Origin of the sequence: Vreelandella glaciei, assembly GCF_013415125.1 — a bacterium.
In the GTDB taxonomy this organism is placed as follows: Bacteria; Pseudomonadota; Gammaproteobacteria; order Pseudomonadales; family Halomonadaceae; genus Vreelandella; species Vreelandella glaciei.
In genome coordinates, this window is sequence record NZ_JACCDE010000012.1 from 32,492 (window position 1) to 57,632 (window position 25,141).

General features: G+C 51.0%; 16 protein-coding genes, 1 tRNA gene and 1 other RNA gene. 3 read left to right on the plus strand and 15 right to left on the minus strand.

Translation table 11 applies throughout. The annotated features are described in order from the left end of the window. Positions 1-30: 30 nt before the first annotated feature. From HZS80_RS09685 to HZS80_RS09755, 15 genes are all read right to left on the minus strand, one after another. Positions 31-1,776: a DUF262 domain-containing protein gene (locus HZS80_RS09685; RefSeq protein WP_179915945.1), complete on the minus strand. Its 1,746-nt coding sequence runs from the start codon at positions 1,774-1,776 to the stop codon at positions 31-33. Positions 1,777-1,866: 90 nt separating this feature from the next. After that, complete coding sequence (locus tag HZS80_RS09690; protein WP_083023783.1) at positions 1,867-3,963, minus strand: ATP-binding protein; 2,097 nt, start codon at positions 3,961-3,963, stop codon at positions 1,867-1,869. Continuing rightward, complete coding sequence (locus HZS80_RS09695) at positions 3,960-5,327, minus strand: SIR2 family protein (protein WP_179915946.1); 1,368 nt, start codon at positions 5,325-5,327, stop codon at positions 3,960-3,962. Before HZS80_RS09695 ends, HZS80_RS09690 begins: the two co-directional genes overlap by 4 nt. 45 nt (positions 5,328-5,372) lie before the next feature. Next, positions 5,373-9,047 carry a BREX-1 system adenine-specific DNA-methyltransferase PglX gene (gene pglX, locus HZS80_RS09700; protein WP_179915947.1) on the minus strand — a complete coding sequence of 1,225 codons (3,675 nt, stop codon included), beginning with the start codon at positions 9,045-9,047 and terminating at the stop codon, positions 5,373-5,375. Positions 9,048-9,224: 177 nt separating this feature from the next. After that, entirely contained in the window at positions 9,225-10,322 is a 1,098-nt protein-coding gene (locus HZS80_RS09705; RefSeq protein WP_179915948.1) for a PDDEXK nuclease domain-containing protein, read from the minus strand. A 53-nt stretch (positions 10,323-10,375) separates the two neighbouring features. Continuing rightward, positions 10,376-14,059, minus strand: a complete 3,684-nt coding sequence (gene brxC, locus HZS80_RS09710; protein WP_179915949.1) for a BREX system P-loop protein BrxC — start codon at positions 14,057-14,059, stop codon at positions 10,376-10,378. A 113-nt stretch (positions 14,060-14,172) separates the two neighbouring features. Continuing rightward, complete coding sequence (locus HZS80_RS09715; RefSeq protein WP_009095647.1) at positions 14,173-14,796, minus strand: DUF1788 domain-containing protein; 624 nt, start codon at positions 14,794-14,796, stop codon at positions 14,173-14,175. A gap of 162 nt (positions 14,797-14,958) precedes the next feature. Then, the gene (locus tag HZS80_RS09720) at positions 14,959-15,558 is read right to left on the minus strand and encodes a DUF1819 family protein (RefSeq protein WP_179915950.1); all 600 of its coding nucleotides are present in this window, start codon (positions 15,556-15,558) and stop codon (positions 14,959-14,961) included. 57 nt (positions 15,559-15,615) lie between these two features. Then, on the minus strand, positions 15,616-15,933 hold the full coding sequence (locus HZS80_RS09725; protein WP_009095642.1) for a helix-turn-helix domain-containing protein: 318 nt from the start codon (positions 15,931-15,933) through the stop codon (positions 15,616-15,618). Positions 15,934-16,079: 146 nt separating this feature from the next. Beyond that, a complete protein-coding gene (locus HZS80_RS09730) occupies positions 16,080-17,099 on the minus strand; it encodes a TniB family NTP-binding protein (protein WP_083023768.1) in 1,020 nt (339 codons plus the stop codon). Further along, complete coding sequence (locus HZS80_RS09735) at positions 17,096-18,979, minus strand: Mu transposase C-terminal domain-containing protein (protein WP_083023766.1); 1,884 nt, start codon at positions 18,977-18,979, stop codon at positions 17,096-17,098. Before HZS80_RS09735 ends, HZS80_RS09730 begins: the two co-directional genes overlap by 4 nt. Beyond that, positions 18,976-19,605, minus strand: a complete 630-nt coding sequence (locus tag HZS80_RS09740; RefSeq protein WP_179915951.1) for a TnsA endonuclease N-terminal domain-containing protein — start codon at positions 19,603-19,605, stop codon at positions 18,976-18,978. Before HZS80_RS09740 ends, HZS80_RS09735 begins: the two co-directional genes overlap by 4 nt. A 123-nt stretch (positions 19,606-19,728) precedes the next feature. Further along, positions 19,729-19,825, minus strand: an RNA gene (gene ffs, locus HZS80_RS09745) — signal recognition particle sRNA small type. A 52-nt stretch (positions 19,826-19,877) separates the two neighbouring features. Beyond that, positions 19,878-19,954 (minus strand) — tRNA-Met (locus HZS80_RS09750). A 99-nt stretch (positions 19,955-20,053) separates the two neighbouring features. Next, complete coding sequence (locus tag HZS80_RS09755; protein WP_179915952.1) at positions 20,054-20,989, minus strand: choline ABC transporter substrate-binding protein; 936 nt, start codon at positions 20,987-20,989, stop codon at positions 20,054-20,056. A 206-nt stretch (positions 20,990-21,195) separates the two neighbouring features. Here HZS80_RS09755 and betI point away from each other — a divergent pair, with 206 nt between their 5' ends. The 3 genes from betI (at position 21,196) to betA (ending at position 25,120) form a co-directional block, all read left to right on the plus strand. Then, the gene (gene betI, locus HZS80_RS09760) at positions 21,196-21,801 is read left to right on the plus strand and encodes a transcriptional regulator BetI (RefSeq protein WP_035563660.1); all 606 of its coding nucleotides are present in this window, start codon (positions 21,196-21,198) and stop codon (positions 21,799-21,801) included. 24 nt (positions 21,802-21,825) lie between these two features. Further along, complete coding sequence (betB, locus tag HZS80_RS09765; protein WP_179915954.1) at positions 21,826-23,295, plus strand: betaine-aldehyde dehydrogenase; 1,470 nt, start codon at positions 21,826-21,828, stop codon at positions 23,293-23,295. Positions 23,296-23,446: 151 nt separating this feature from the next. After that, the gene (betA, locus tag HZS80_RS09770) at positions 23,447-25,120 is read left to right on the plus strand and encodes a choline dehydrogenase (RefSeq protein ID WP_179915955.1); all 1,674 of its coding nucleotides are present in this window, start codon (positions 23,447-23,449) and stop codon (positions 25,118-25,120) included. Positions 25,121-25,141 lie beyond the last annotated feature (21 nt).

The following is a 25,141-nucleotide window of genomic DNA, read 5'->3' on the forward strand; positions in this document are numbered from 1 at the left end:
TAAAATTATAGCAAAATTACATTGCTAGGCTTAATAACTGTTAACTACTTGTCGGATTCTTTCTATTAATAGCGCCTTTCTCTGCAAGTAGAACTCATCAAAATTTGCGATGTCGTCTGGTAGCAGGTCAATCCCTTGGGAATGAAGATGACGCAAACGCGCGTCAGGATCCGGCCAAACAGCCTCATACCATTTAAGAGGCATTTTTTGGCGCTTCTCGTTATTGATGGTTCCTTCCAGTAGTTGCAGATTAGGAAGCTGATTGCTCCATGCCTTGAAAGACTCAACTCTCTCCTCAGGCACACCAGCCTTTCTCAGTTTGCTTGTGCTGAAAAGACCTTTCGGGTAGATGTGGTCTACATGAAAATGTCGAGAAAAATCGAATCCCGGGAACAACAGAGAAAGCAGCGCGAAGGTTCTTTTACCACCGTACTCCAACTCGGCCAGCTCTTCGACTTCCTCGTCCACAAAGTGGAGTGCCTTACCGCGGGCCGCCATCACCGAACTCAGTTTCTCCGCTGGAAAGCCTGCCTCACTATCCTCCTTAAGCACTCGGCGCAAGCTGGTTAGCAAAGTATCAAGACCACTACCCCAAATGCCAGACGCCTTTAACAACGATTTAATAAACCACTTGCGCAGAAATTCGCGATCCTTCGCATATTCAGAACGGGACAAATAACCATCATCCAGCTTTCGAATATATAGGTAATAGGCAATCGGCAAAATTGCGCTATCTGCACGCAGGTTCTGCGAGTTGAATCCAAAAGTAGCCAAGAGTTTGGTCGTAAGTAGAAGAGCAGTTCGTATCTCAAGCCAGTTCTTCTCAAGGATAGCCATGTTAGCTTTATTGAAGTTATCGACTTTGAAGCCAACACTGCCAATATCTGACAGCATCAATCCTGCCTTCAGGACTAGATCTTTACTGAAGGAAAAACCATCCCCTGTTTCATTCATTTCGTCAACGAGAGCATGAATTTGCTCTCGTGCATCCAGGTCGTTCCACTGTGCAACAGCTATGGACAGCAACAAGTCCGAATATGATAGGACAGTCCCCCCACTGTTCATACGGATGAAGATATTCAAGACATGTTCAAGGTCTTGCTCTTTTTCTTCATAGTAAGCAATTTTATCTTTATCTAATATCGTGGTGATCAGATGTCTAAGGACACTTCTAGCGGACTTGAGGGACTCTCTATCACCTTCCCACCCATCATTCAGTTCATCGTGCAAATCGTCTCTGTCTTCTTCTAGAATCCGCCCAACACGGAACCAGTAATCCCTCTCAGATATGTCACCAGCTTGCTTGTCTGTTAAGAATTCGAACTGATAGCGGCTACCTGTTTCGTCCTCAGGCTGTCCCAGTAGGTTGATATAAAGTCGCTTGAGAGGAAACGCATCGGGACTCGTCCACCACTTGCCATGGATTTTTTGGCTGTAAGACCCTCGTAGACCAATATTCAGAGCTGTAATACGCTGCTGACCGTCCAGTACGGCAACTAACTCGCGAGCAGGAAGATCTTTCAGCGGCGGGCAATGAGGATTGTCTCGCTGATGATAATGCGTCACAAAATCGTAAAACTGATACTTCCCACGATTATCAGGCTGTATGCGCCAAAAAAGGAATGTGCCAAACGGGTAGCCCTGAAGTAGACTATCGAACAGGTTGCAGATCTGATCAGGTCTCCATACAAACTCCCTCTGAATCGCTGGGAGTATTAATTCATTATTCCTCACCTGGTCAATTAATGAAGAGATGGTGCCACCTGTCTGATACATAGTATCTCCACTATATTGATTTTGCTTACGATGGTTTAGCTACCAGATTAATCTTTGACCATTTTGGACTGGCCAGCCCATCATCCCGTTTTAGCTCTGGCTACTCTCACCATTATCGTTTCGTTCCTGCCAGTCCCTTGAGATCGAATCCCAATCCACTGGTCGCTGGATATCTTGATAGCTACCGTCCTCAAGCTCTTCAGACCCAGACCAAACATTCCAAAAATCTGGATCATCGGAGGTTGGCCGCTCGGATTCTGCAAGGGCTCTCATTTGCACAAGCACAGGCAACTCCGAAGCCCAGCCCATCAAAATTGCATGCCGCGAAGGTAGTGACGGTAGATCTCTCAAAAGACCTCGAAGATTGTCTGGTACCAAGCGATGAACCAGTTCTTGGTCCCTGTCGTTGCTTATGCGGTGGAGGAGGAAACTATTGCACTGAGACAAGACTGTCGGTGAAAGCTCACTGGGGCGTTGCGATGAAAGAACCAGCCCGAGGCCAAACTTCCTGCCCTCCCTGGCAATCTTCTCGAAGACTTGGCAGCAAATGGCAGCAGAACTCTGGTTTTCGGTATCGGCGTTGTAACGTTTTATGAAGGTATGAGCCTCCTCCATAACCAAGGCTGTGGGTAAGATTTTTCCCTGGTTAATTTTTCGGTACCTTTGCAAAGCCTCCAGCGTCATCCTTGCAATAACGGCCGTCGCCAAATGCACCACTTCAACTGGGAGCAGAGACAGATCTATCACTGTAATTGAACCATTGGCTGCATCACTCGCCCCAATGTAGTCGTTCAACCAATCAGCCAGAGATAGTCCGTCTGTCTCTCCGGATACCGACTTCATCCGACTATCACCTAGAAGTGTTCTCACTCGCATCAGCATCGTTTCCACGTAATCGGAAACGTTAAGTTGCTCAGCGTTTACCTCAAGGCTTCTCAGAAAGTCCGATCCGGTGAACTCGCGTGGGACATCTGCATCTATTGGAAGAACATCGGTATCGCTGCCACCAAATGCTGAATGGGCGGCTTTTGTTTGACCTAGTAAGTCGTCTATTTCAGCTTTGGTAAAAGGCCCTGGCCAGTCAGCACGCCGTGTTCCGCGATACGTGCTTATCAAGCCATATAAACCTCTAATGCACTCATTCTCATCGTCCGAGTAGTCTTCGGATGTTCTGAGAGCGTCCTGCCAAGTTGTAAGCCTCTCCACAAAGCCCTTAACCGGACCCGGACCTGACCATGGCCGCCCCGAAGATTTCTCTTGCTGAATGATTCCAACAAGTGTTCGTAGATATCTCCGCATTTCATTACTTGGGGTCACATCGTCCTCAAAGGACCCATCTCTTACTGAGCGGAGTGCTTGAACCAAAGTTGGCCTTTGCGCTCTTGGACTGGCCTGGGTAAACGCGCTCCATTCCTCGCTATTCCAAAACCACATGGGAACCTTAAGCGCCTGAATCTCTTGGTCTTCATCGCCCTCCACAGAAAAAACACGAACGTTGCCTAGATCTTTGAAGGTGTTTGCATACTCACCGTTTGGGTCGAGGACAATGAACCTTGCGTTCGGGTCACCTCCGTCTCGGGCCTTTCTTGCAGCTTGGAGCGACCACCGGATGAGCCCTGCTACGGAACATGACTTACCGCTGCCCGTATTACCAAGAACGGCAAGGTGCCTCCCAAACAAACGATCGGGATCAACGCATACCGAGGCGTTTGCGGCCAACGGGCTCACTCCGATCTTCACATGCTTGTTTGTTCCTGACTCGACAATTGATCTGAGTTGATTTTGTGTGGGAAGCAGTACAGGGCTTCCAACTGAGGGGTAGGCCTCGACACCACGTCGAAATGAAAACTTGTCTTCGTCTTCCTGGAGTAACGAGCCAATCGGATTCAGGCTCATTTTCCGGAGCGGGTACGGGAGATCGATCAAACCAAAATCTTGCATGCCCCGGCGTTTGGGAAATTGAGATCTCTCGACTGTTATCCATTCGACTTGGGCAACGAGGTAACCCTCATCGCTGGGAATCAAAACGTATCCATTTATTCTCGGGAAAGGCCGAGGCGTGCCCGTGTTCAGGGCAACGTTGTCCGGAGCCTCGATATTGAGCAAGACCTTAATCTCATCGGGAGCTACAAAATCGATGGTTCCGATTATGAGAGAGTCTGCATAGGCCATAGGGCTCATACTCATGGTTGCTCACTCCCTGAATTACCGCCCTCTTCATCACGCTCTGATGTTTGCTGCTCTGAGTTGAAACGTTGACGCAACAACTCTGACATTCTGGATGTCGTCTTATCGATGGCCGCTTTTGGTAGAAAATATTTTGTGAGCTTCTGTATATCGGCCAGGCCCGGACCAACCATCAGACTAATCTGAGATGACCGACCGAGGTCGTCATAGGTCTTGGTGATACGGCCTAGGTTGTCATCACGGGAAATGATGACAAGATGCGTTGATGGTATAGATAGCATATCGCGAATCACGCGGTTGATATGCTCATCGCCGAAGCTGTATCCGTAAGTCACAAGTGTGCTGTTTGGCCGGCAGATTGCAGCCGCAAAATCGCGAAATAACTCAACGTAGGGATAGTCAGCCGTTTCTCTATCTTTCGCTGAGTTGGGATAAATCATCAATTTGTTCGCATCTACACCCCGCAAACCAGGCGCATCCAGGTACGGCTTAATCTGTTCAGCACCAAATGGTAACCCGATACGCCGGATATCCTGTTCGGCTTGAATCCAATCCACGGAGCCATGGAGTTTTGTAAAACGTGCCACACCTTCCAGATATCTTGGTTCACCTCGAATGCCGGGAGGGTTGTAGTGCATGTCCAGATCAAGCCGAGAGGACCTAAAAACGGGCATCAGGTTTCCAAGGAATCTGTCGAGCAAATGGAGACCAGCGACCTCTGCACCTGCCTCAATCAGCCGATCGTAATTGGTAGTAAAAATATTTAATCGATCACGAACGCCAGTCCGGCTGGCAAAGCTCATCAAAAAAGTGATGAGAGTATTCCATGCCTCTTGTCTTTCACTCTCCCCAGCCTCAGCAATATTCCGCTCACTTTGAAGGATTGAAATCCCAAAATCACCAATTATTGTTTCCAAATCAGCCGACACGGCTTCGGCATTCTTGGTTTGCCCCAAAATCTCTAAGCCCCGGAGGAGTTCATTTGCTACACGTAGTTGGTCTTCGATATTCGCCTGATCTCGCCCAGATCGTTCAGCAGACTCCTGCGCAGCTTTCTTGATCTCTTTATCGGAGAAAATGAAGTCAACACTGTCCATGCCAGCAGCTGGCTTTTCAGCAGCAATGAAATGAATTGCATGGGTCAAGCCAGAGCCAGCAAGTAGAGAAAGGTGTTCCGTTTGAAACAACGATGTCAGCCATGGCTCAATACGAGACCGAAGCTCCTTGTAACCAAAATCTCTGGAGTTCAGCCAAGATGTCTCAGAATAGTTTTCACACTGAAATTTTCCGACGGAGAGATCACCTTCAAATTTGATAGGAGATGCATCATCCCTGACTTTTAATATGTGTTTTTCACTACTCATTCCATGACTCTCCTTATACTTTAACCACTGGTCTTAAGCCAAAACCTACTGAGGTTTTTCTCCCGTCACGGCCTTCACTTCCGCCAACAAATCCCCAAACTTGCCGTAATTCACCTTCACCCCATCATCCAGATCCAGCGAGATGCGTTGGTCGGCATAGTGACGCAGCTTCTCGTCGAAGGTATTAAGTTCGGCTTGTTGTTTGTAGAGCTTGCTTAGCTCTTTCTCAATCGCTTTCGCTTCGGCGGCGGAGGTGCTGGCGTCTTTGTCTTGCTCTAGCTTTTCCACGTAGCTGGCGAGCTTGGTGGTGAGCGGGATGACGTAGTCGGTGCGCATCTCGGCCAGGGTACTTTCGTTGTAGCGGTGCAGGTAGACCAGGCACTCGAAGGCTTTTTGCTTGCCGGAGGAAAACAGCCAGTAGATGGGGCGTTTTTTGTAGGTGCGCAGGTGGTCTTTGAAGAACTGGGTGCTGAGGTAGCGGCGGATAGTCTCCAGCGCGGCTTCGCCTTTCTTAACCTTGATGGCGTGCAAACAAAGGCTTTCGGCGACGAAATCGAGATTTTCCTGAAGGTTCTCTTCGCCCCAGACGGTGCGCACGAAATCGCGGAAGCGGTTGGTGGCGTCGTCGGGAAACCACTCCTGATCGGTGAGCGGGATGATGGCGTTGTCATCCGGCGCAAAGCTGGGTTCGGGGACCTGGGCGAGGTAGTCGCGGACGGTGTCGCCTTGGCTGGCGAGCATCAGGCCTAGCTTGTCTAGCGAGTAGCGGCCCATCATGCAGCCGATGGCGTAGCTCACCAGCTCCTTCAAGGTGTCGCACTGGAGCAGAGTTTCCAGCTCTTCTTCGGAGCGATTGCCGCCATAGCGATAATGGGGGTTGCAGTTCAGTGTAATTCCTTTCAGAGGAGCTTTCGGACTCATCTCTTCTTGTAAACCATAAGCATCTATAAAAAGGCGGTTGTTTTCTATCTCAAGCTGCTCCAGCTCTCCAACCATTTTAAGCCAGTCATCTCGCAACTTATTTAATGATTCATTAACTAGTGACTGCCCTTCATTTATTCCCGCTAACTTTAATCCTAAAAAGTCCCAAGATATTTCATGCGAATCCCAGTCATCTTTTTCTAGCTCGATAGATCGACTGGCTATAGAAACCACCTTCTCGCTGACCTCGACGACTGGGATCGACGCAATTTGCCCAGCTTCAAGATTTAAAGTTGGAGATAATATTTCAAAAAATCTTAACGATAGATTAGAGTTGAGCAGTGCCAGTAGCTTGTATGTATCATTCTGTTCTGGGAATATAGACATCCCGGCAACATCAAAAATAGCTCCTTTAGGCTGATACCTAAAAGAAGGGATCCCACTTCCTATTTTTGACCAGGTAACACTGGGTTCAAAGTAATACCTTTCATTTACTACGCGCTTTGATGCACTGCCGTAACGATTAATTGCAACGTGCTTTATCTCTTCTCCGCCCCCTTTCCAGTTCACCAACATCTCTTGGTTACCGTACCATTTTCTAAAATCGCCACCTTTATTATAAGGGAACCACTTTACGTCGCTGCCTTTCTCGGCTTTCATCGGGGTTTTGTCTAATGAAACCTCGAACCACATCCTTGTGAATCTGTCATTATCCATCGTTGCCAAACCTTGCCTTGGCAAGGAAATATCACCGAGAAGGACTCCTTTCTCATAGGCCTCGATAAGCTTGGAGGACGCCCAATACGCTACCGGGCTTCCCGGGATTTTCTTAAAATCATCCGGGGCAACCATTTTAAGCCGTCCGTTTTTTACAGGGAATTCAAATGGCTTCCCGTCATCAGCAATATCATTAACATCAGTATATGAAAATGAACCTTTCACTCCTGAGATATGCTGATTTCGAAAAATGGTTGCATTGGTTCCGAACGCGATTTTCATCACACCATTGCCCATGTGCACCATGGTTTCGATGGTGTGATCATCTAGCAGCGACTGCCGCATCTTTTCGTAGCTGGATAGGAACATCCAACTTTGCATGGTCACCATCGCGTTGAAGGCGTATTCCTTAAGCAGTGTGAACCCATGCTCAATAAAGACCGCAAATAGGTCCGACTTGCTATTGGGGTAGGCCTTCTTAGCGTAATCCTTCAGCGACTTGTTCATCCCCTTACTGCCCATATAGGGCGGATTGGCAACCACCGCATCGTAGCGCTGCGCCAGTACCCACGCCTGCTTCACAACCGGCATCAGCTGCTTAGCAGCAGTCTTCTGCATGGTATCGCCGCTATCGATGAGCTCGGTGAGTACTTCCAGCAGGGACTTGAGCGGGGCTTCGAAGCTGTTAGGCACTTCGATCAGCGAGCCGAAGGTCTTGGCGTCCTGGAAACGCTCGATCAGGTCGAAGATGGCCTTGTAGGTGTTGTCGTTGCTGGAGAGCTCCTTCTGCTCGCCCTCGAACAGGCTCTGGGACTGGCCCTGGTGCCAGTCGCCGGTAAGGTTGAGGTCGCGCCACAGGGCGCTGGCATCCAGGTGCTGGGTGCTCTGCAGGGCCATCACGTTGAGGCGCACTTTGTTTACACCCATACGGCTGAAGATCCGTCGGTCGTCTTCCCGGGCCTTCATCAGCAGCGCGAAGCCAGCGAGCTGGGCGGCGCGGTCGTCGATATCCAGGCCGAACAGGTTGTTCTCCAGGATCAACTTGGGGATGTCCCGGGAGCGATAGCCGCGCTCTTCATAGATGGCCTTCAGCACGTTGTAGGCCTCGACCAGAATATGGCCGGAGCCACAGGCGGGGTCGAGCACCTTGATGCTCTCGGGATCGATGCTGGCCGGGGTGATGGCGTCCAGCTGGGCCTGCACCTCGGGCTCCTGCTCGGCGGGCTCGATGTAGTACGGCATCTCGGCTTTGAGCGTTGATGCGGGGTAGGTTTGCAGCCACTGGCGGCCTACCGAGTTCTGCACCAGGTATTGCACAATCCAGTTGGGGGTGAACAGCTGAGTGGCGGCGGGGATGTCTTCGCTTTTCACCACCTTACCGATCACTTGGTCTTTCTTCTCACTGATGTAGAACTGGTAAAGCCAGCCGATCACTTCTACATCCTGCCAGTCGGCTTCGGGAATCGCTTCGACCAGCTCACGGATGAGCGAGTCGGTTTTGGTCAGGTTGTTGGGCAGCAGCAGCTCGCTGGCGTCGTCCAGCGGCTCGAACAGGAACGGCATGGCCTCATGCAGGGCGTGGCATTGGGCCAGCAGCAGCTCGCGGTAGAGGGTTTCATCCTGGGTGCCGTCGAGCTTGAGTTCGCGCACGCGGGCGGTGTCTAGCCCTGGTAAATCTACCTCTAAGCACTCCTCCAGAATCTGGAGCTGCCCGGCTTCGCCCCCTGCCCCACTTAAAACGCGGCGGCCGTGGTCTAGGTAGCCGTGAATCTCCATATAGCGAATGGCGCACAGGCGGTTGAACCAGCTATAGGCGGCCTGCTCTATCGCTTGGGTAAAGCCATCGCGCTGCACCCACGCGGCCAGCGCTTCCCGTGCGCCTTTCAGGTGGGCGGGCACGGTGTGGGTTTGGCCATCCTGGGCGGTCATCACCAACACATCGCCCTTTTGCTCCAGGGGGGCAATCACAGCGCCACCTTTGCCATCCGGGCTAATGCCCACACGGGCCGCCTGGCGCGTCATGGTGTCGATAAAGCGGGCGCGGGCTTTGGGGGCGTATTTTTTGATGTTGGCGGTGTACATGGTGAATTCCTTATCGGGCCGCCTGCGTGGCTTGGCCGAGGTGTTCTGGTTTTTCTGTGCGTGACTGTTCTAGGCTTGCTAGCCATCTACTGGACTGACGCTAGCTGTGCTGCTTACTGGGTCGGTGACTAGGTCACTGACCCATTGCTTTTAATGGAAAACGGTATTGCCAGCCAGTTATTCATCCATTCCCTCTTGTAGCTGCCGTAAATCTTGTTCAATTTCCTCTACGGTGGGCAGCGAGCCTTTGAGGTTGTCTGGCAAGGTCTCAACCAGGTTGTACTCACTGACACCCATGGGCTTATTCAGGTCGCGTAGAGCAAACTCGACTTCGATGTTATTTTTATCCCGACACAACAACAGGCCAATGGTGGGTTGGTCATCGTCGCGCTTGAGTAGGCTGTCCACCGCCGACAGGTAAAAGTTCAGTTTACCTGCGTATTCCGGGATAAAACGTCGGTTCTTGAGTTCGATGACCACGTAGCACTTGAGGGTGACGTGATAGAACAGCAGGTCGAGATAGTAGTCGTTACCAGCTACTTCGAGGGCGTACTGGCGACCGATAAACGCAAAGCCCTTACCCAATTCCAGTAGAAATTGGGTGATATGCTGAGTGAGCTGACGCTCTACGTCACGCTCGTTATAAGGCGCGGTCAGAGACATAAAGTCGAAGGTATAGGGGTCTTTGAGCGTTTGCTGAGCAAGATCCGACTGGGGGGCTGGCAACGTGCGGGAAAAGTTACTCACCGCCTTGCCGGTACGCTCATGCAGCCGCGACTTGAGTTGCAGGGCCAGCACGTCACGGCTCCAGCCATGTTCCAGGGTTTGGGTGAGGTAGAAGTCGGCTTCGTTTAGGTCAGCACATTTGCTGAAAATCTGGATATTATGCCCCCAGGGCGTTTGGACCAGTAAACCAGCACGATCGGCATCTATACCGGCCCAGGGCGTGTCGGCCAATTTGGCAACAGCCTGTTGCCAAATTGCAGGATCACAGTAAAACCGGAAGAAAGCTCGGCAGTAGCGCAGATTTTTGGGAGAAAACCCACCGACCTCTGGAAACGCGTGGCGTAGGTCGTTGCTGAAAGCGTTAATAAAGCCACTGCCCCACTGTGCCTGGGTTTCCCTTTCGACAATCTGAGCGCCCAGTTCGTAGTAGAGTGCGATCAGTTCGCCATTCGCCGCTAGTGCTGCCCGCATACGAGCAGACTGCACACGCTGCTTAATGCTGCTCAGCCAGGCCTGATAGTCGGCGCGGGTAGAAAGGCTATGTGTCATGCGGCACTCCTTTTAGCAACGCTGCTGTTTTTGCCAACCAACCTATCCAGGCGCTACCGCACCTGTACCCGTTTGCCCGCTGAAAGTGCCCCTTCCAGCTCTTTTCTCAGCTCGTCCATAAAGGCATCCACTTCCGCTTGGCTTTCCAGGTACACACCGCTATGCACGCGGCTGAGTACGTCGCTCACACGCACCCTTGCCACGGGTTTGGGGGCATTCACCGCTGCCGGGGCTGTTGCGGTGTGCGGGCCGTAGGTTGTATCCCGTGGTGCCGTCTGTGTGGCTGGTTTGGGGCTCTCTGATCTGGGCGCTGGTGTTGTGGCCTCTCCCGCAGGCGCAGGCGGCTGCCGCTTGGCGGCTTCAGTCTGGGCGTTGTGCAGTGCCTCCAGGCTGGCTTCTTCTTCCTCGACGGCGGTTTCGGTTTGCAGCTGGTAGATCTGCGCGATGCTGACCGACTGATTCACGGAGGCTTTAAGCTGCTGCAGCGGGTGCAGCAATCGGTTGCTGAGTTCGGCGGTGCCAATGCCGCTTTTGGCTATTTCAGCGCTTACTTTGGCAATGCGCGTGTCGATACGGGCAATGGCGTGCTGGCGTTTTTCCTCCACCAGGCCGCTGTTAATCTCATCCAGCGCGCGTACCAGGCCATCCACTTTATTGAGCATGGCGTAGGGGGCGTCGGCGCGGTAAATACGCTCACACTCGGCCAGCGCTTGCTGGGCCTGGGTGTTTTTCTCAAGCTCTAGGCGGTTCACCGCAAACCGGTTAAGCGCCTGCTCTAGCTGTTGCCAGGTCGTCAGCTGCTTGGTGAAGAAGTCACTGAGATCGCGGTAGTCCTCTTCCACATCGAGCAGCGTATCTTGCTGGCTGGCAATGGTTTTGAAGAAATCAAAGCTATCGTCCAGGCGCAGCAGGCGCTCCACTTCGCGCAGTGAGCTATCAATGGCGTTGCGTCCAGGGAAGTTGCCCACGTCGGTTTTGCTTTTATACGCCTCTAGCTCGCGCCGCCAGTGGGATAAGCGGTCTACGTAATAGGTGAACAGTTCTTTTTCGCTGGTGGGGCCTAGCTGGCCGAATAGCTCTTTGGTGAGGTTGCGGGCTTTGTTGAGCACCGCGTCTTCGGTTTGGCGCTTTTTCTGGAGGCGCACTTCACTGCGGCGGCGGGCGTTGTTGAGTAGCTCAAACGCCTCTTTACCGCTCAGCGCGGGGCCAGCGGTATGGAAGGTTAAGCGCCCAGCGGCATGTAGGCGGCCTAGAATCAGCAGCGTTTCGCCTTCCGGCCAGCCGAAGGGTCGGTTGCTAAAGCGCTCAATCAGCGGGTTCAAAGGCACCGGCTCGCCACCGTGTAGCGAAATATACTGCTCTACCTCTTTCACCGCTTGGGCGTTGCCCTCCTCGCCGTCTAGGTTCAGGTTCTGGGTGCCCAGGTCATCGGCGGTTAATACGGCCTGCAGCTCGCGCATTGGCTCCGGGCTGAGCACCGTGAGCTGGCTTAGCTTGTTGTAGGTGTTTTCCAGCAGGTAGCGGCAGGCGTCGTCTAAACGGCTGTTGAGCTGGCCTCGGCTGAGATCGAGCTTCTGGCCAAGCGCGTAGACATCCGCATCCAGCAGCATCTCTTCTAAACGCACCCGCAGGCGCTTTTTGCGCTCTTGGTTTTCACGGCCACGGTCGGCCAGAATGCGCTCCACGCTGTGGTCGTTGGCCGATAGGTTCAGGCGGATAAACTTATCGGTTTTTAGCAGCGTGCGCAGTTCATCGGTAAAGCGCTTGTCGTCAGGCAGCTTGATGAGCACCTGCCCGCCGTTATCGCCGCTTTTGTGAATGCAGCCCGCTTCGCTTAGCTGAACGTACTCCACGTCGAGCGGTGAGACCACCTCTACCCGTAGCTGGCTCTGGTAGCGGCCATCCAGGGTGTGGCCATCCAGGTAACGGCCAATGCTGTAGTCGGTTTTGTTGACCGGGTAGCGGTATTTGGTGCGGTCGCGAAGCAGGTCTTTGAAGATTAGGCTGGAAAGCTCCTTGTTTTCGTCGCTGCTGGTGACTTCGGTGGCTTTGATCTTACGGGTGATGTCCCGCTCTTCATTGGTGAGGAACTGGTACTCATCGCCGTTGCGGGTAATCAGGCTCTCTTTTTCCAACCGTGCCAGGGTGGCTTCCAGCTGCTCCCGAATGGCGATACGGTCATCGTCGATTTGGGTCAGCGAGAGTGTGACTAGATTATCGACCGTGCCTTTGACCAAATCCACATAGCGGATCATAAACAGCGTGCGCAGGGTTTCGACATCAAACGCCTCTAACACGGGGTTTTCGCTGGCCTGATCAATGGTGCGTTTTACCGCTGTATCGAGAAAGCCCTCTACTGCTGTGTAGAAGCAGTGCATCGGTACCAGTGCGCCAATCGTTTTCTCCTGCACGGCTTTGGCGGCCATGTGGAACGCATCGAGCATGGAGCGCTCGCCGTAGGCCAGGTGCGCACCGGTCGCCCCTACCTTGCGGATCTCTTCAAAGACTTTTTGCACCAGCTGGAAGTGGTATGGCACAAAGGGGTAATTGGCGATAAAGCTCTCGACGCCTTCGATATTTTTCAGCGTGGGGCCGGAGCGGTCAAAGGTCAGCTGGTTACGCAGAATCGAGCCCTTGGCCTCAAACACGCCTTCCAGCTCGGCGCGTGCTGGGTCGGTTTTCACCAATAGGCGCTTGCGGATCACTTCATCGGAGTTGGAGCTTGAGAGCGATAAGCGGGTTTTAAAGCGCCCGGCGATCTTGGAGAAATCGTTGGCTTTTGACGCGGTCATCTCCCCTAGTACGGCGTCCATATCCGCCTGAGACGTCACGACGATCCAGGCGCGACCACCGCAGATCGTGCCGAGGTTTTCGGTGAGCGTTTGCAGGGTCAGCATTAAGCGCGTGTCGCTGCCAATAAACTGGCCGACTTCATCGACCATGAACACCATGCGCTGGGTCGCTGACTGCGACTCCAAAAACTCTTTTACCCAGTGGCAGAAGTTCTCTACCGAGACGCTGAAGTTGGTTTCGGATTCCTCAAACCATTTATGCGCCGCTTCAGGAGAGAGATCGAGCGCGGCACCAATCGCTTGCTCAATATCATCCTGGTAGAACTGATAGCCGTCTCGCTCCTCTTCCCACACCACGCCGCTGGCTTCGTTAAAGGCCTGCTTAAAGCGCTCATACACGCCGCGTTTTTCCAGGTGACGTTCCATGTGGGCGATATGCGGGTAATCGGAGCTAAAGCCCTGGTGCTCGTTAAACACGCGCAAGAAGACGTTGAGGATGGGGTTGCCATCGTCGTTCGAGCTGGCCTTGCTGTCGATGTTGAACAGCACCACGTGGGCCGGCTCACGAACGGCTTTGTCGATATCAGCCCGAATAGAGCTATCGATCAGCTTCTGCTCATCAAAAAAGTCGGCGGCTCGCTTGGCCTGGCCGCTGGCATCAAACGCTTCCGTGTTGGCGAGTAGGTAAGAAAGCGTTTTCAAAAAGTGCGATTTACCCGACCCAAAAAAGCCGCTGACCCAAACGCCCACGCGGTTGGCGATGGAAGGGTCATCTAAAGGGGTGGTGTAAGATTCAAAAAAAGCGCGAAAGTGCTTTTCTAACTCGTTGGTGACGACATACTCATCCAGCTCTTGGTAGACGGTTTCCTGGTCACGCTGGTCGGCCTTGACCACGCCGTTGATTGACCGGCTGAGCGGTTTGAGGAAGAGCTCTTGAATGTGCATATCTGTCCTGTAAATGTTTGAACCCTGGGTGTTTCAGGCTGAGAGGTAAAGCGATATCAAAGACCACTACTCACCAAGCGAACATAATATACGGCATGACGTCATCCGTTGCGCTAGGGCACAAGCGCAAACGCACGGTAGTAGTTATTGCTTTTGATCTGCTTAAACAACGACATCGTTTGTCCGTCGTATCGGCCTGGGTAGAAGAGTACCAATGGCTTATGGCCAAGCGGCCCGTGTAGGGCATTTAACAAGCTGTGCGCACGCACCATGGGCCATAGGCTACCCACACCGGTAAGCAGCACAATATCGGGGTCATGCGACAAAGAGTGTCGGATAAGGTATGGGGCGAACTTGTCCATGTGCAGCGGCCCACGTAGCGCTTTGAGCAGTGCCGCATCGCCTTTGCTTTTTTGCATGGCAATGGCTTTATCCAGGAAGCCGCGCTCAGTCAGGTAATCCTTTAGCACTTCCAGCAGATTGACCTGCGCCATTTTGATATCAGGGTGCTGGCGTGCCATTAATGAGGGGAGGAAGTTCAGGTAGGCACGCACCTGGAGTTCATGCTCTGGGGCGTAATCGAAAATCCAGAAGCCCAGTTCATTACCCAACCCCTGGCCCGCTAAAAAATCGGGACGCGTGATTTTCTCAGCGACTTGGTTCAAACGCGCCCGAAGCTGGTCATCCTCGTGGTGGTTAAAGCCGCTGGGGGGTGGGTACTGATCACTCTGTGACATGCGGATGCGTCCCTGTGTCTAGCATGTTGGATGCGAGAGGTTTTCTAATGCAAACGGCTGATTGAGCAAGACTATGCCGCCAGCTACATAGCTTGCAAGATCTACTTAGTCGCGTTTTGAAGAAGCCACGGCTTTTGACAAGCAGGCATGTACTATGGGCACCTATCTTAGCAAGCGACAACAGGTACTCAAGCGGACGTGCTGGTAGGTTTCAAGCAAGCTTTTTACTTCTGGACGCAGCAACAAGGGCTGTAACTTGCGCGAGCGACTGGACGCCAGTGCGCCAACGTCGGCCAACATACGGTACACCACCTGCCCCATTTTACGTTTCGAGCTTTCGGCCCACCCTGCTATTGCTGCATCGCGGTGGGCACGCTCAGCTAAAAACTCATCCCACTGATAGGCCTGAAGCGCCTCCGTCTGGGTTAAGAACGCATCGGCGACAACACTTTCAAGAAACTCCACCAATAGCAGGTTACGTGCCATCGCCGCACAGAAAGACACCTGTGTGGCGAGCTGGTCGTCGCCATCACGTAGCGCTTGCCAAAAAGGTGGCTCCAGCTTCTCTAAGCGCTTACGAATAGCTTGACCTGCACGTTTAGCAGTGGCGGGACGGTTCTTCTGGAGGCGGTTATCAACGATGATTGCCTGGTGCCACTGCCTTTCATCAGCATTAGAGAGCAGCAAATCGGCAACGGCACGGCTTTCGCGCACCATCAGACCACCGCCGATCAGGTCAGAATTGTAGCTGAAAGAAGTCAAAAGGTGCTCATCAAGGTCAATTACATTGGAATTGCAGGCAGCTGATCAGTAACGAGATCAGCTTTCGCTAGGCGCACTGCCCTTTTTAAGCTGTTCCAACAAACGTTGGCGTTCTGCAGGGTCGAGTTTATCTAACTCAAGAATCAATTCTGCCACGGTATCGTCTTCGCAGAAAAAATAGGGAATGGGCACCTCTAGTGCCTCTGAAAGCCTCTTCAGCAACTGGAAATTGGGCGCATGCTGCCCCTTTTCATACTGCGTCATACGCGCACTCGCCAAATTCGGCTCCATGCCGAGGTATTCACCCAACTGCCTTTGTGTCATACCCGCTGCTTGCCTGGCGGCTCTCAAGCGATCTGGAAGCGGACTGTCCATGAAAACACCATCGCTACTTGGAAAGCCGCTAGGCTAGCGCAAGATGACACAAAAATATGCTAAGAGATTCTTAGCAAGAATGCAATGGTATTGTTTTAGAAGTGCCCGTATTGTTATTTACCGAAATGAGACATCTGAATAATTGTTTAATTTTTTGAAAATAATTCACGCGTTGGGATTTTACGAGTAAACTGTGTCGCAACAAATGTTTCAGATTCCACAGTTGAATAACGGTTATATGAAGAGTATTTCGAAACTTCACTAATCGGAACATCTTCTAACTCAAGCTCAAAAGGGTTATCCGCCCCTAAAAAAAATTTATCGCATGCCTCTAAAAAGTGTTGCCTACGAACAGTGCTATCATTTTGTGACAATGCCACACAAAGCGCGCCCTCTAACACTCTTTTCACTTGCCTTGTTTCGCCTCGTGTAACAGAAAACAAAGGGAACAAAATTTCATCAACATGAATACTAGGGGCTTTTTTAAAACCCATTTTAGACGCTAAGCCCTTAATAAAACGTGTAAACTCAATTCTGTCTTCTAAATTGAAAAACTTAAAATAAGGCAATTCTATTGTGCACATCAAGCGTGAAGCCCACTGGGGCTCATTTAATATTTCAGCAGCCCAAGGCATACCGACAAGAACTATAGGAATACCTGCTTTTTCATTTACCAACTTTAATATATTAGCTATTCTTTGTTTTTCTTCAACGGACTTGAACTCTATTAACTCCTGAAATTCGTTAATTATTATAATTTCAGATTTGCATTTTTTCAACATCTTAACTAATGCTTCAGCAAGACCCGCCTCCCGCCTCCTCTCTCGCCTAGTATCAGCTCCGAATTGCCCTAAATCCATCATGAGCTGTATCAACATGCTTTCAACATCTGGTTTACTTGGAATTCTTGAAACAAGCACAGGCTTAATAACGGTGCCATTTTCAACATACTCTGGATATTGAGATTGGAACTCTTGAACCAGCCTACTCTTTCCTGAACCAGGGTCTCCTATTATTAACATACACTGTTGTTCTCCCCCTAGAGCATGATTAGCTTTCAGAATTTCTAAAGAACTTATGGCTCTTGCAACAGACGAATGCTTGACATAGCAATTCTTGAAATAAATTTGCTGCTCTAATTTTTCGTTACTCATTAACATATTCATGAGTAGGGCTCCAAATCATCAGAAATTCTTTTCCATTCTTCGTCATTTGGATTTACATCACTGTGTGACTTATTTCCTTTCTCGATATCACTTATTTCCCTACTAGTAAAGCCATCTATGATAGAGCTAGGGTTTTCACTTGATATTCCAAAATAAGCCGCCGCCTTTTTAGTTCCTTTAATTTTTTTCTTTGAAGCGGACACTTCCTCTGCAATTTCACAAACTCTATCGTCAATCAATTTTTCAGCTTCCGCAATACCTACATAATCAGTTTTCGAATTTATAAAATTACGATGTAATTTACGTCTTACTTTTAGCTGAAAAACACTCAGCCCATCATATAAGTGATCTGGGTCAACAGCAGAAACCCTGATATATTCTTTTTTTTCTACCAAATAAACATATATGTAAGAGACATCGTCTGGATCTCTCTTAACAACAACCTTCACTACTTTGCTACCAGGTGGCGGTGGGGTAATCTTACGATACTCCACCAACTCTTCATTAGTATAATCGATTCTATCAATGCTTATTCCCCCTCTTCGCAGAGTACACAGTTCAGTAGGAAAGGCTTCAATTTTAAATTTTTTTTCTTCAAAACCACTATATAAAGGAGGAGGATACTTTTTACAACTAATATCCCAAGATAATGCAGGTATTCTCGTCATCCTGCTATCTGGCGACTGGTTATAAATATCAATTATCCAAATATGCATTAGCTCAATAAAATAGGAAAACGGAAGGATTGCATCTTTCTCAGGTTTATAACCAGCTAACTGTTGGGCATTAGAAAAAGTAGTGCCAGGTATTTCTTTCACAAACTTAGAATTATAAATTGAAAACAACCTTTCAACTAAAGGTTTTTTCCAAGGTTTACCCACAGGGTTAAATTCAATGTTTATACCGACTGATGCGCAGAAAAATTCTAAATTTTTTGACCAGAACTCAGCTCCATTATCGACAACTAGCGTTTCAATTTTACCTTGACACGGCCAATCTTTTTTAATCATTGGATATTTTTCAACAACATCTTCTTTACTTAAACACGCGTTCATGATTGCGCTTCTTATTGAGTTATAACTTGGCTCCTGAAAGCTAAGATAAAAACCAATTATACACCTACTATGGCAATCTATTAAGATTGTTAAATACGGCCTTCCTATAGGAATGAGCAATGTATCGTCTAATAAAATCAAGTCGAGAGGTGTATGATCAATCTCAACGCGCTCCATCACACGTTCTGCCGCGGAAAACTTATTCACAACACGGTAATTTTTATCGGCCTCAGCTTTACCAAAACGCCCTACCTCTACTTCGTAGGGAGAAATTTTCTTTACACGTTTGTAAAATGCAGATTTTGTAATAGGTTCAATAGCATTATCAGGGTGCGCCCTGTTATATAGTAGTATATTGTTAAAATAGTGATAATAAGCGGTAGATACATGCGGCCTCTCTCTTTTGAGAAACTTTTCTTCCACAGCTTTTTTATAAAAATCCGCATCATCTCTTTTTGAATTTCCAGCGTTTTTCACTAGTCCTTTCGCAGAAACCAATGATTTTGGCCCAATGTCTTGATCGTAATTTTTATGCCATCTTGCAACACTTCTCCATGATGGCTTTTTTTCAATATGGCCTTGCTCTAACAACGAGTCTAAAAGTGGTTCAATATTCTTTTTCGTCCACCCACCCTGGAGATGCTCATTAACTAGAACGATAACTTTATACTTATAATACGCTTCCTCTTGTACGCTTTTGCTTAAGGAATCAAATGAAATATAAGAAAGGCGCTCAGGCGCATTTAGATATTGTCTATCTACAACTGCGGATGCCTCCCCACTTTGGAAGCCTGGGAATTCATCACTAAAAAATTCGATGCTCATTGCCCACCTCCAACCCAAATTAGAGATTCATATCCAAACGTTTCATCAATATTTATGAGAACTTTTCCCGAAGCAACTAACCACATAACGTCAACCAAGACCTCAGCTGAGTCAGCACCACACAGTTCAGAAATATCAGCAATAGTTAAACCATGAGACTTCTTTATCAATTCGTGAATTTTTTTACGAGATACCGCCTCAGTATAAAGCCCTGCATATCGGTTAATTAGTTTCAGATTTCTCAGTTTTGGAATTGAACTGATTTGATGATCAGTGACTAGAATTAGCTCTTTGCCCAGCATTTCAACCGCCTTTTTTTTAGCGGTAAAACGCTGGATGAAATCATGCTTCAAAGCTTCTGGAGGTGGCTTTATTTCAACAAACACCTTCTTTCCTGAGCGGCAGAAAAGCTCAAAGTCGGGTGTGTAAGAGCAAGTCCTGTTTTCAAATTGATAATAAAAGCCTTCTGGCTGAGCAACGAAGGAACTTACCTCGTTGGCATATTCAAAATGAAAGCAGGCATTAAATTCGAGGGAGGACTCAACAGTCTGGACATTGCCATTCTTGTGACTGGCAAATTTATAGATGTGCTTGACGGGAGAAGGACGCAAGGTACGGGTATACATGGCAGTACACCTATTTTTGTTTTATTACTACAAAAGTAGGTTATGCCACGAGAAAAGGCAAAAAATGACAACAGCAGGACAGTTTGTGCCACTTTGAAGGAGAAACGACAAAAATGGAGGCGGCCCCAAAAGCCACATCCCGGCACACGCAGCCACCACTACCGTTGCTCCCTTCCGGGCCTGGCGGGGTTCGCAGTTTAGCGTTGCGGGAGGACCTAAGGGGCCACCATAACGGCACACTCTGTTATTGAGTCAGTGTGCTAATGCTGATGTGGTGGCTACGCCCTGATTTGAACAGGGGACCCCATCATTATGAGTGATGTGCTCTAACCAGCTGAGCTACGTAGCCTTACCTCATCAACGGGTGCAGATTATGCCTATCTTAACGATGAAAGGCAAGCCGGATTCCGGCTTGCCCTGCTAGTTAACAAAGCGTATCGAAATTGACTTATTGAATAGCAGTACGCACGGCTTCAGCACCAGGCTCGCCGTTGCGTGTGGTCACGCCGTCTAACCACTCGTCAAGCACGCCATCATTGGCCTTCAAGTAATCACGCGCGGCATCACGGGGGTCTTCGCCATCATCCATGATCGCGCTCATTAGTTGGTTTTCCATTTCCAGGGTAAACGTCATGTTGCGCAATAGCGTTCCCACATTTGGGCACTCCTCCACAAAGCCCGCACGGGTATTGGTGTGCACCGTCGCGCCGCCTAAATCTGGGCCAAAATAGTCATCGGCATCAGAAAGGTAGGCCATCTCGAAGTTGGAGTTCATGGGGTGCGGCTCCCAGCCTAAAAACACCATCCACTGCTCGTTAGGTACTCGGGCACTTAGCTCAGCCAGCATTCCCGCTTCGCTGGAATCGATTACCTGCCAATCGCCAAGGCCATAAGCGTCATCATCGATCATCTGCTCGATCATCTCGTTGCCGTCGTTACCCGCCTCGATACCATGCACGCTGCGATCAAACTGGTCGGCATGCTCCGCTAAATCATTAACCGAGGTCACGCCAGCGTCGTAAACATACTGGGGCACTGCGAGGGTGTACTTCGCCCCTTCCAGGTTAGCCACCAGGCGCTCAACCTCGCCACGCTCGATATAGGGGTCGCTGATGGAAGCCATCGAAGGCATCCAATTACCCAGGAAGACATCAAAATCATTGTTGCGCATGCCTGCGTAGGCGATCGGCACGGAAACCGTATCCACGCTTGGTTCGTAACCAAGCCCTTCAAGTACTTCACTGGCTAGCGCTGTCGTCGCGGTGATGTCCGTCCAGCCCACTTCTGCAAAGCGCACGCTGCTGCACTCGTCGGCGTAAGCCACCGCCGGTAGGCCTGCTGCCAGCAATAAAGCACCTGCGTAGCGTGAAGAAGTTCTGCTCATGATCGTGGTTCCCCTTAAACGTCTGCTGCGAACACTCAGTGGTGGCAGTGGTCGCATCCAGTGTAAATGTCGGCGCCTTTTTATTGATTGAACGTTCAATAAAAAAATGCCATCATGGTTAGGTAATCATGCCTGCGCCTGGGTTTCAAGCATCTACCCAAGTTAGGCATTCAACGAATTAGGAGAACGCTGTGCCAAAGGTGGGAATGGAACCGATACGCCGCCAGCAGTTAATTACCGCAACCATGGCAGCCATTGATGAAGTCGGCCTGGCCGAAACGACCGTCATGCGCATTGCACGTCATGCGGGTGTTTCAGCGGGCATTATCAGTCACTACTTTGGCGGTAAAGATGGCTTGTTGGAAGCGACAATGCGGCAAATCCTGACCGACCTGACCGGGGCCGTTGCGGTGCGCCGACATGCATTGGAAGACGACTCTCCCCGTGCTCATATTGGCGCCATTATTGAGGGTAACTTTGACCGCACTCAGGTCACCGGCCCCGCCGCTAAAACGTGGTTAGCGTTCTGGGCCAGCAGCATGCATAAACCTATGCTGCAGCGGCTGCAAAACGTCAATGATCGTCGTCTTTACAGCAACTTATGTCACCAGTTTCGACGTGTAATGGCCCGCGCAGAAGCCCGCAACGCAGCGCGTGGTTTGGCTGCCATGATCGACGGTCTGTGGCTACGTGGCGCCCTTACCCCAGAAGGATTAGATGCTGACGAAGCCCGCCTTCTTGCGCACACTTATCTCGATCAGCTTTTTGCTCATTATGGATGTACAACGCCTGCATCCCACACGAACAGTTAATTTTTTATATTCAAGGAGACCGACATGGCCGCTCAAGACGTACAGCCTCTTTATATTGATGGTCGCCAGGTAGCCTCCACCTCAGGCGATACTTTTACCGTTACCAACCCGTTTGATGGCAGCCTGCTGGCCACTATCGGCCAAGCTAGCCAAACTGATGTCGACACTGCGGTCGCCGCTGCCCAGCGAGGCCAGCGCGAGTGGGCCGCGATGACTGGCATGGAGCGCTCGCGTATTCTGCTGCGCGCCGTCGCGCTGCTAAGAGAACGCAATGATGAACTTGCTGAGCTGGAAACCCGCAACACCGGTAAGCCGATCAGCGAAACCGCCAGTGTCGATATCGTTACCGGCGCAGATGCGCTGGAGTACTACGCTGGCTTGGCGCCTGCTATTCAAGGCAGCCAGATCCCTCTGCGTGATAGCTCATTTGTTTACACCCGCCGCGAACCGCTGGGCGTGATTGGCGCCATTGGCGCCTGGAACTACCCGATCCAAATTGCTTGCTGGAAAGCCGCACCGGCGCTGGCGGCAGGCAACGCAGTGGTATTCAAGCCCAGCGAAGTGACCCCGCTAACCGTGATGAAACTGGCGGAAATCTTCACAGAAGCCGGCCTGCCTAATGGCGTCTTTAACGTGGTACAGGGCGATGGCCGTGTAGGCGCCATGCTCACTGAGCATACTGGTATCGCCAAAGTCTCGTTCACCGGCGAAGCGGGCACCGGCAAAAAAGTCATGGCCGCCGCCGCTAGCTCGACGCTAAAAGACGTCACCATGGAACTAGGCGGCAAATCGCCGCTACTAGTTTTTGCAGATGCCGACCTTGACCGCGCCGCAGACGCCGCCATGATGGCCAACTTTTACTCCAGCGGCCAAATCTGCACCAACGGCACGCGGGTATTTGTTGAACGCAGCGTTAAAGAGGCCTTTGAAGCCAAGCTGATAGAGCGCGTCAAGCGCATCAAAGCAGGCGACCCGATGGATCCCAGCGTCAACTTTGGCCCGCTGGTTAGCTTTGAACATCAAGAGAAAGTGCTTTCGTATATTGCTCTGGGCAAGGAACAAGGCGCTCGCCTGCTCGTGGGTGGCGACGAGTGGAATACCGGCAGCTTTGCCAATGGTGCCTGGGCGGCACCGACGATCTTCACCGACTGCACCGACGAAATGCGCATTGTGCGCGAAGAGATCTTCGGCCCAGTAATGTCGGTACTCGCCTTTGATGACGAAGCAGAAGTCATTCGTCGCGCCAATGACACCACTTACGGCCTTGCCGCTGGTGTCTTCAGCGAAAGCCTGAATCGCGCCCACCGCGTCATTCATCAATTGGAAGCCGGTATCTGCTGGATCAATACCTGGGGTGAGTCACCTTCCGAGATGCCGGTAGGCGGCTATAAAGAATCTGGCATTGGTCGTGAGAACGGTATCGAGACGCTTAATCACTATACCCAAACCAAGTCAGTTCAAATCGAGATGGGGCCTTTTGAGTCAGTGTTTTAACTCTAAGCACTAGCTCCGCCGGTAGGCATAACACGAAGACGCTGTGAACCCATCCATGGGCGCTCGGCTTTTTCATCCCTGAAAAAGACGCTTCGCTTTTATGCCTACCGGCTCACTTCCTCGACTCAGCAAGATTTCTTAAGGAGACTCTATGTCTCAACCACGCGAATTTGACTACATCATTATCGGTGCAGGCTCGGCGGGCAACGTGCTCGCTACTCGCCTCACCGAAGACAGCAGCGTCAGCGTACTGCTGTTAGAAGCGGGCGGGCCGGATTATCGCTTCGATTTCCGCACCCAAATGCCCGCTGCCCTGGCATTTCCGCTACAGGGCAAGCGCTATAACTGGGCGTTTGAAACCGACCCCGAGCCGCATATGGATGGTCGTCGCATGGAGTGTGGTCGCGGCAAAGGTCTGGGCGGCTCCTCGCTGATTAACGGCATGTGCTATATCCGCGGCAATGCGCTCGATTACGACAACTGGGCCAAACAGCCCGGTCTTGAGGATTGGGATTACCTTAGCTGCCTGCCCTACTTCAAAAAGTGCGAAACCCGCGACATCGGTGCCAACAGCTACCACGGTGGCGACGGCCCGGTGAGCGTGACCACGCCAAAAGCAGATAACAATCCGCTTTACCGCACCTTTATTGAAGCGGGAAAACAGGCGGGCTATCCGGAAACCGAAGACGTTAACGGCTACCAGCAAGAGGGTTTTGGCCCCATGGACCGCTTCGTCACGCCCAAAGGTCGCCGTGCGTCTACGGCTCGAGGCTACCTGGATACCGCCAAACAGCGCCACAACCTCACCATCGAAACTCATGCCGTTACCGACGTCATTGAGTTTGAAGGCAAGCGTGCGGTGGGCGTTCGCTATGAGCAGAAAGGTGAAAAACAGCAGGCCTATGTACGCCGCGAAGTAATTCTGTGTGGCGGCGCCATCGCCTCGCCGCAGATTTTGCAGCGTTCAGGTATTGGCAACCCGGAACTGCTGAACGAACTGAATATCGAGACGGTTCATGCCCTGCCCGGCGTGGGTGAAAATCTCCAGGATCACCTGGAAATGTACATTCAATACGAATGCAAAGAACCTATCTCGCTCTATCCAGCGCTAAAGTGGTACAACCAGCCTAAGATTGGCGCCGAATGGCTATTCAATGGCACCGGCGTGGGCGCCAGCAACCAGTTTGAATCCTGTGGCTTTATCCGCAGCCGTGATGAAGAGGAGTGGCCCAATCTTCAGTACCACTTTCTGCCCATCGCTATCAGCTATAACGGCAAAAGCGCGGTAGAAGCACATGGTTTCCAAGCCCATGTTGGCTCGATGCGCTCAGAAAGTCGCGGTCGTATCCGCCTGACGTCAACGGATCCACACGCGGCACCCAGCATTCTGTTCAACTACATGGCCAAAGAAAAAGATTGGCAAGAGTTCCGTGATGCTATCCGCCTCACCCGTGACATCGTCGCCCAGCCTGCGTTTGATAAATACCGAGGGCGTGAAATAGCGCCTGGCCCGAACGTTCAGACGGACGCTGAGCTGGACGCTTTTGTTAAACAGCACGCAGAAACCGCCTATCACCCCTGCGGCAGTTGCCGAATGGGCGAAGGCGAGATGGCGGTCACTGATGGTCAAGGCCGCGTGCATGGCATTGAGGGTCTGCGCGTGGTCGATGCCTCGCTCTTTCCGGTGATTCCTACCGGTAACTTGAATGCGCCCACCATCATGCTGGCGGAGAAAATCGCCGACCGTATTAAGGGGCACGAGCCGCTCCCCCGCGCCAGCGTTGACTACTATGTGGCAAACGGTGCACCGGCCAAACGCGCTTGAACATTTAGCCTGTTTACCACT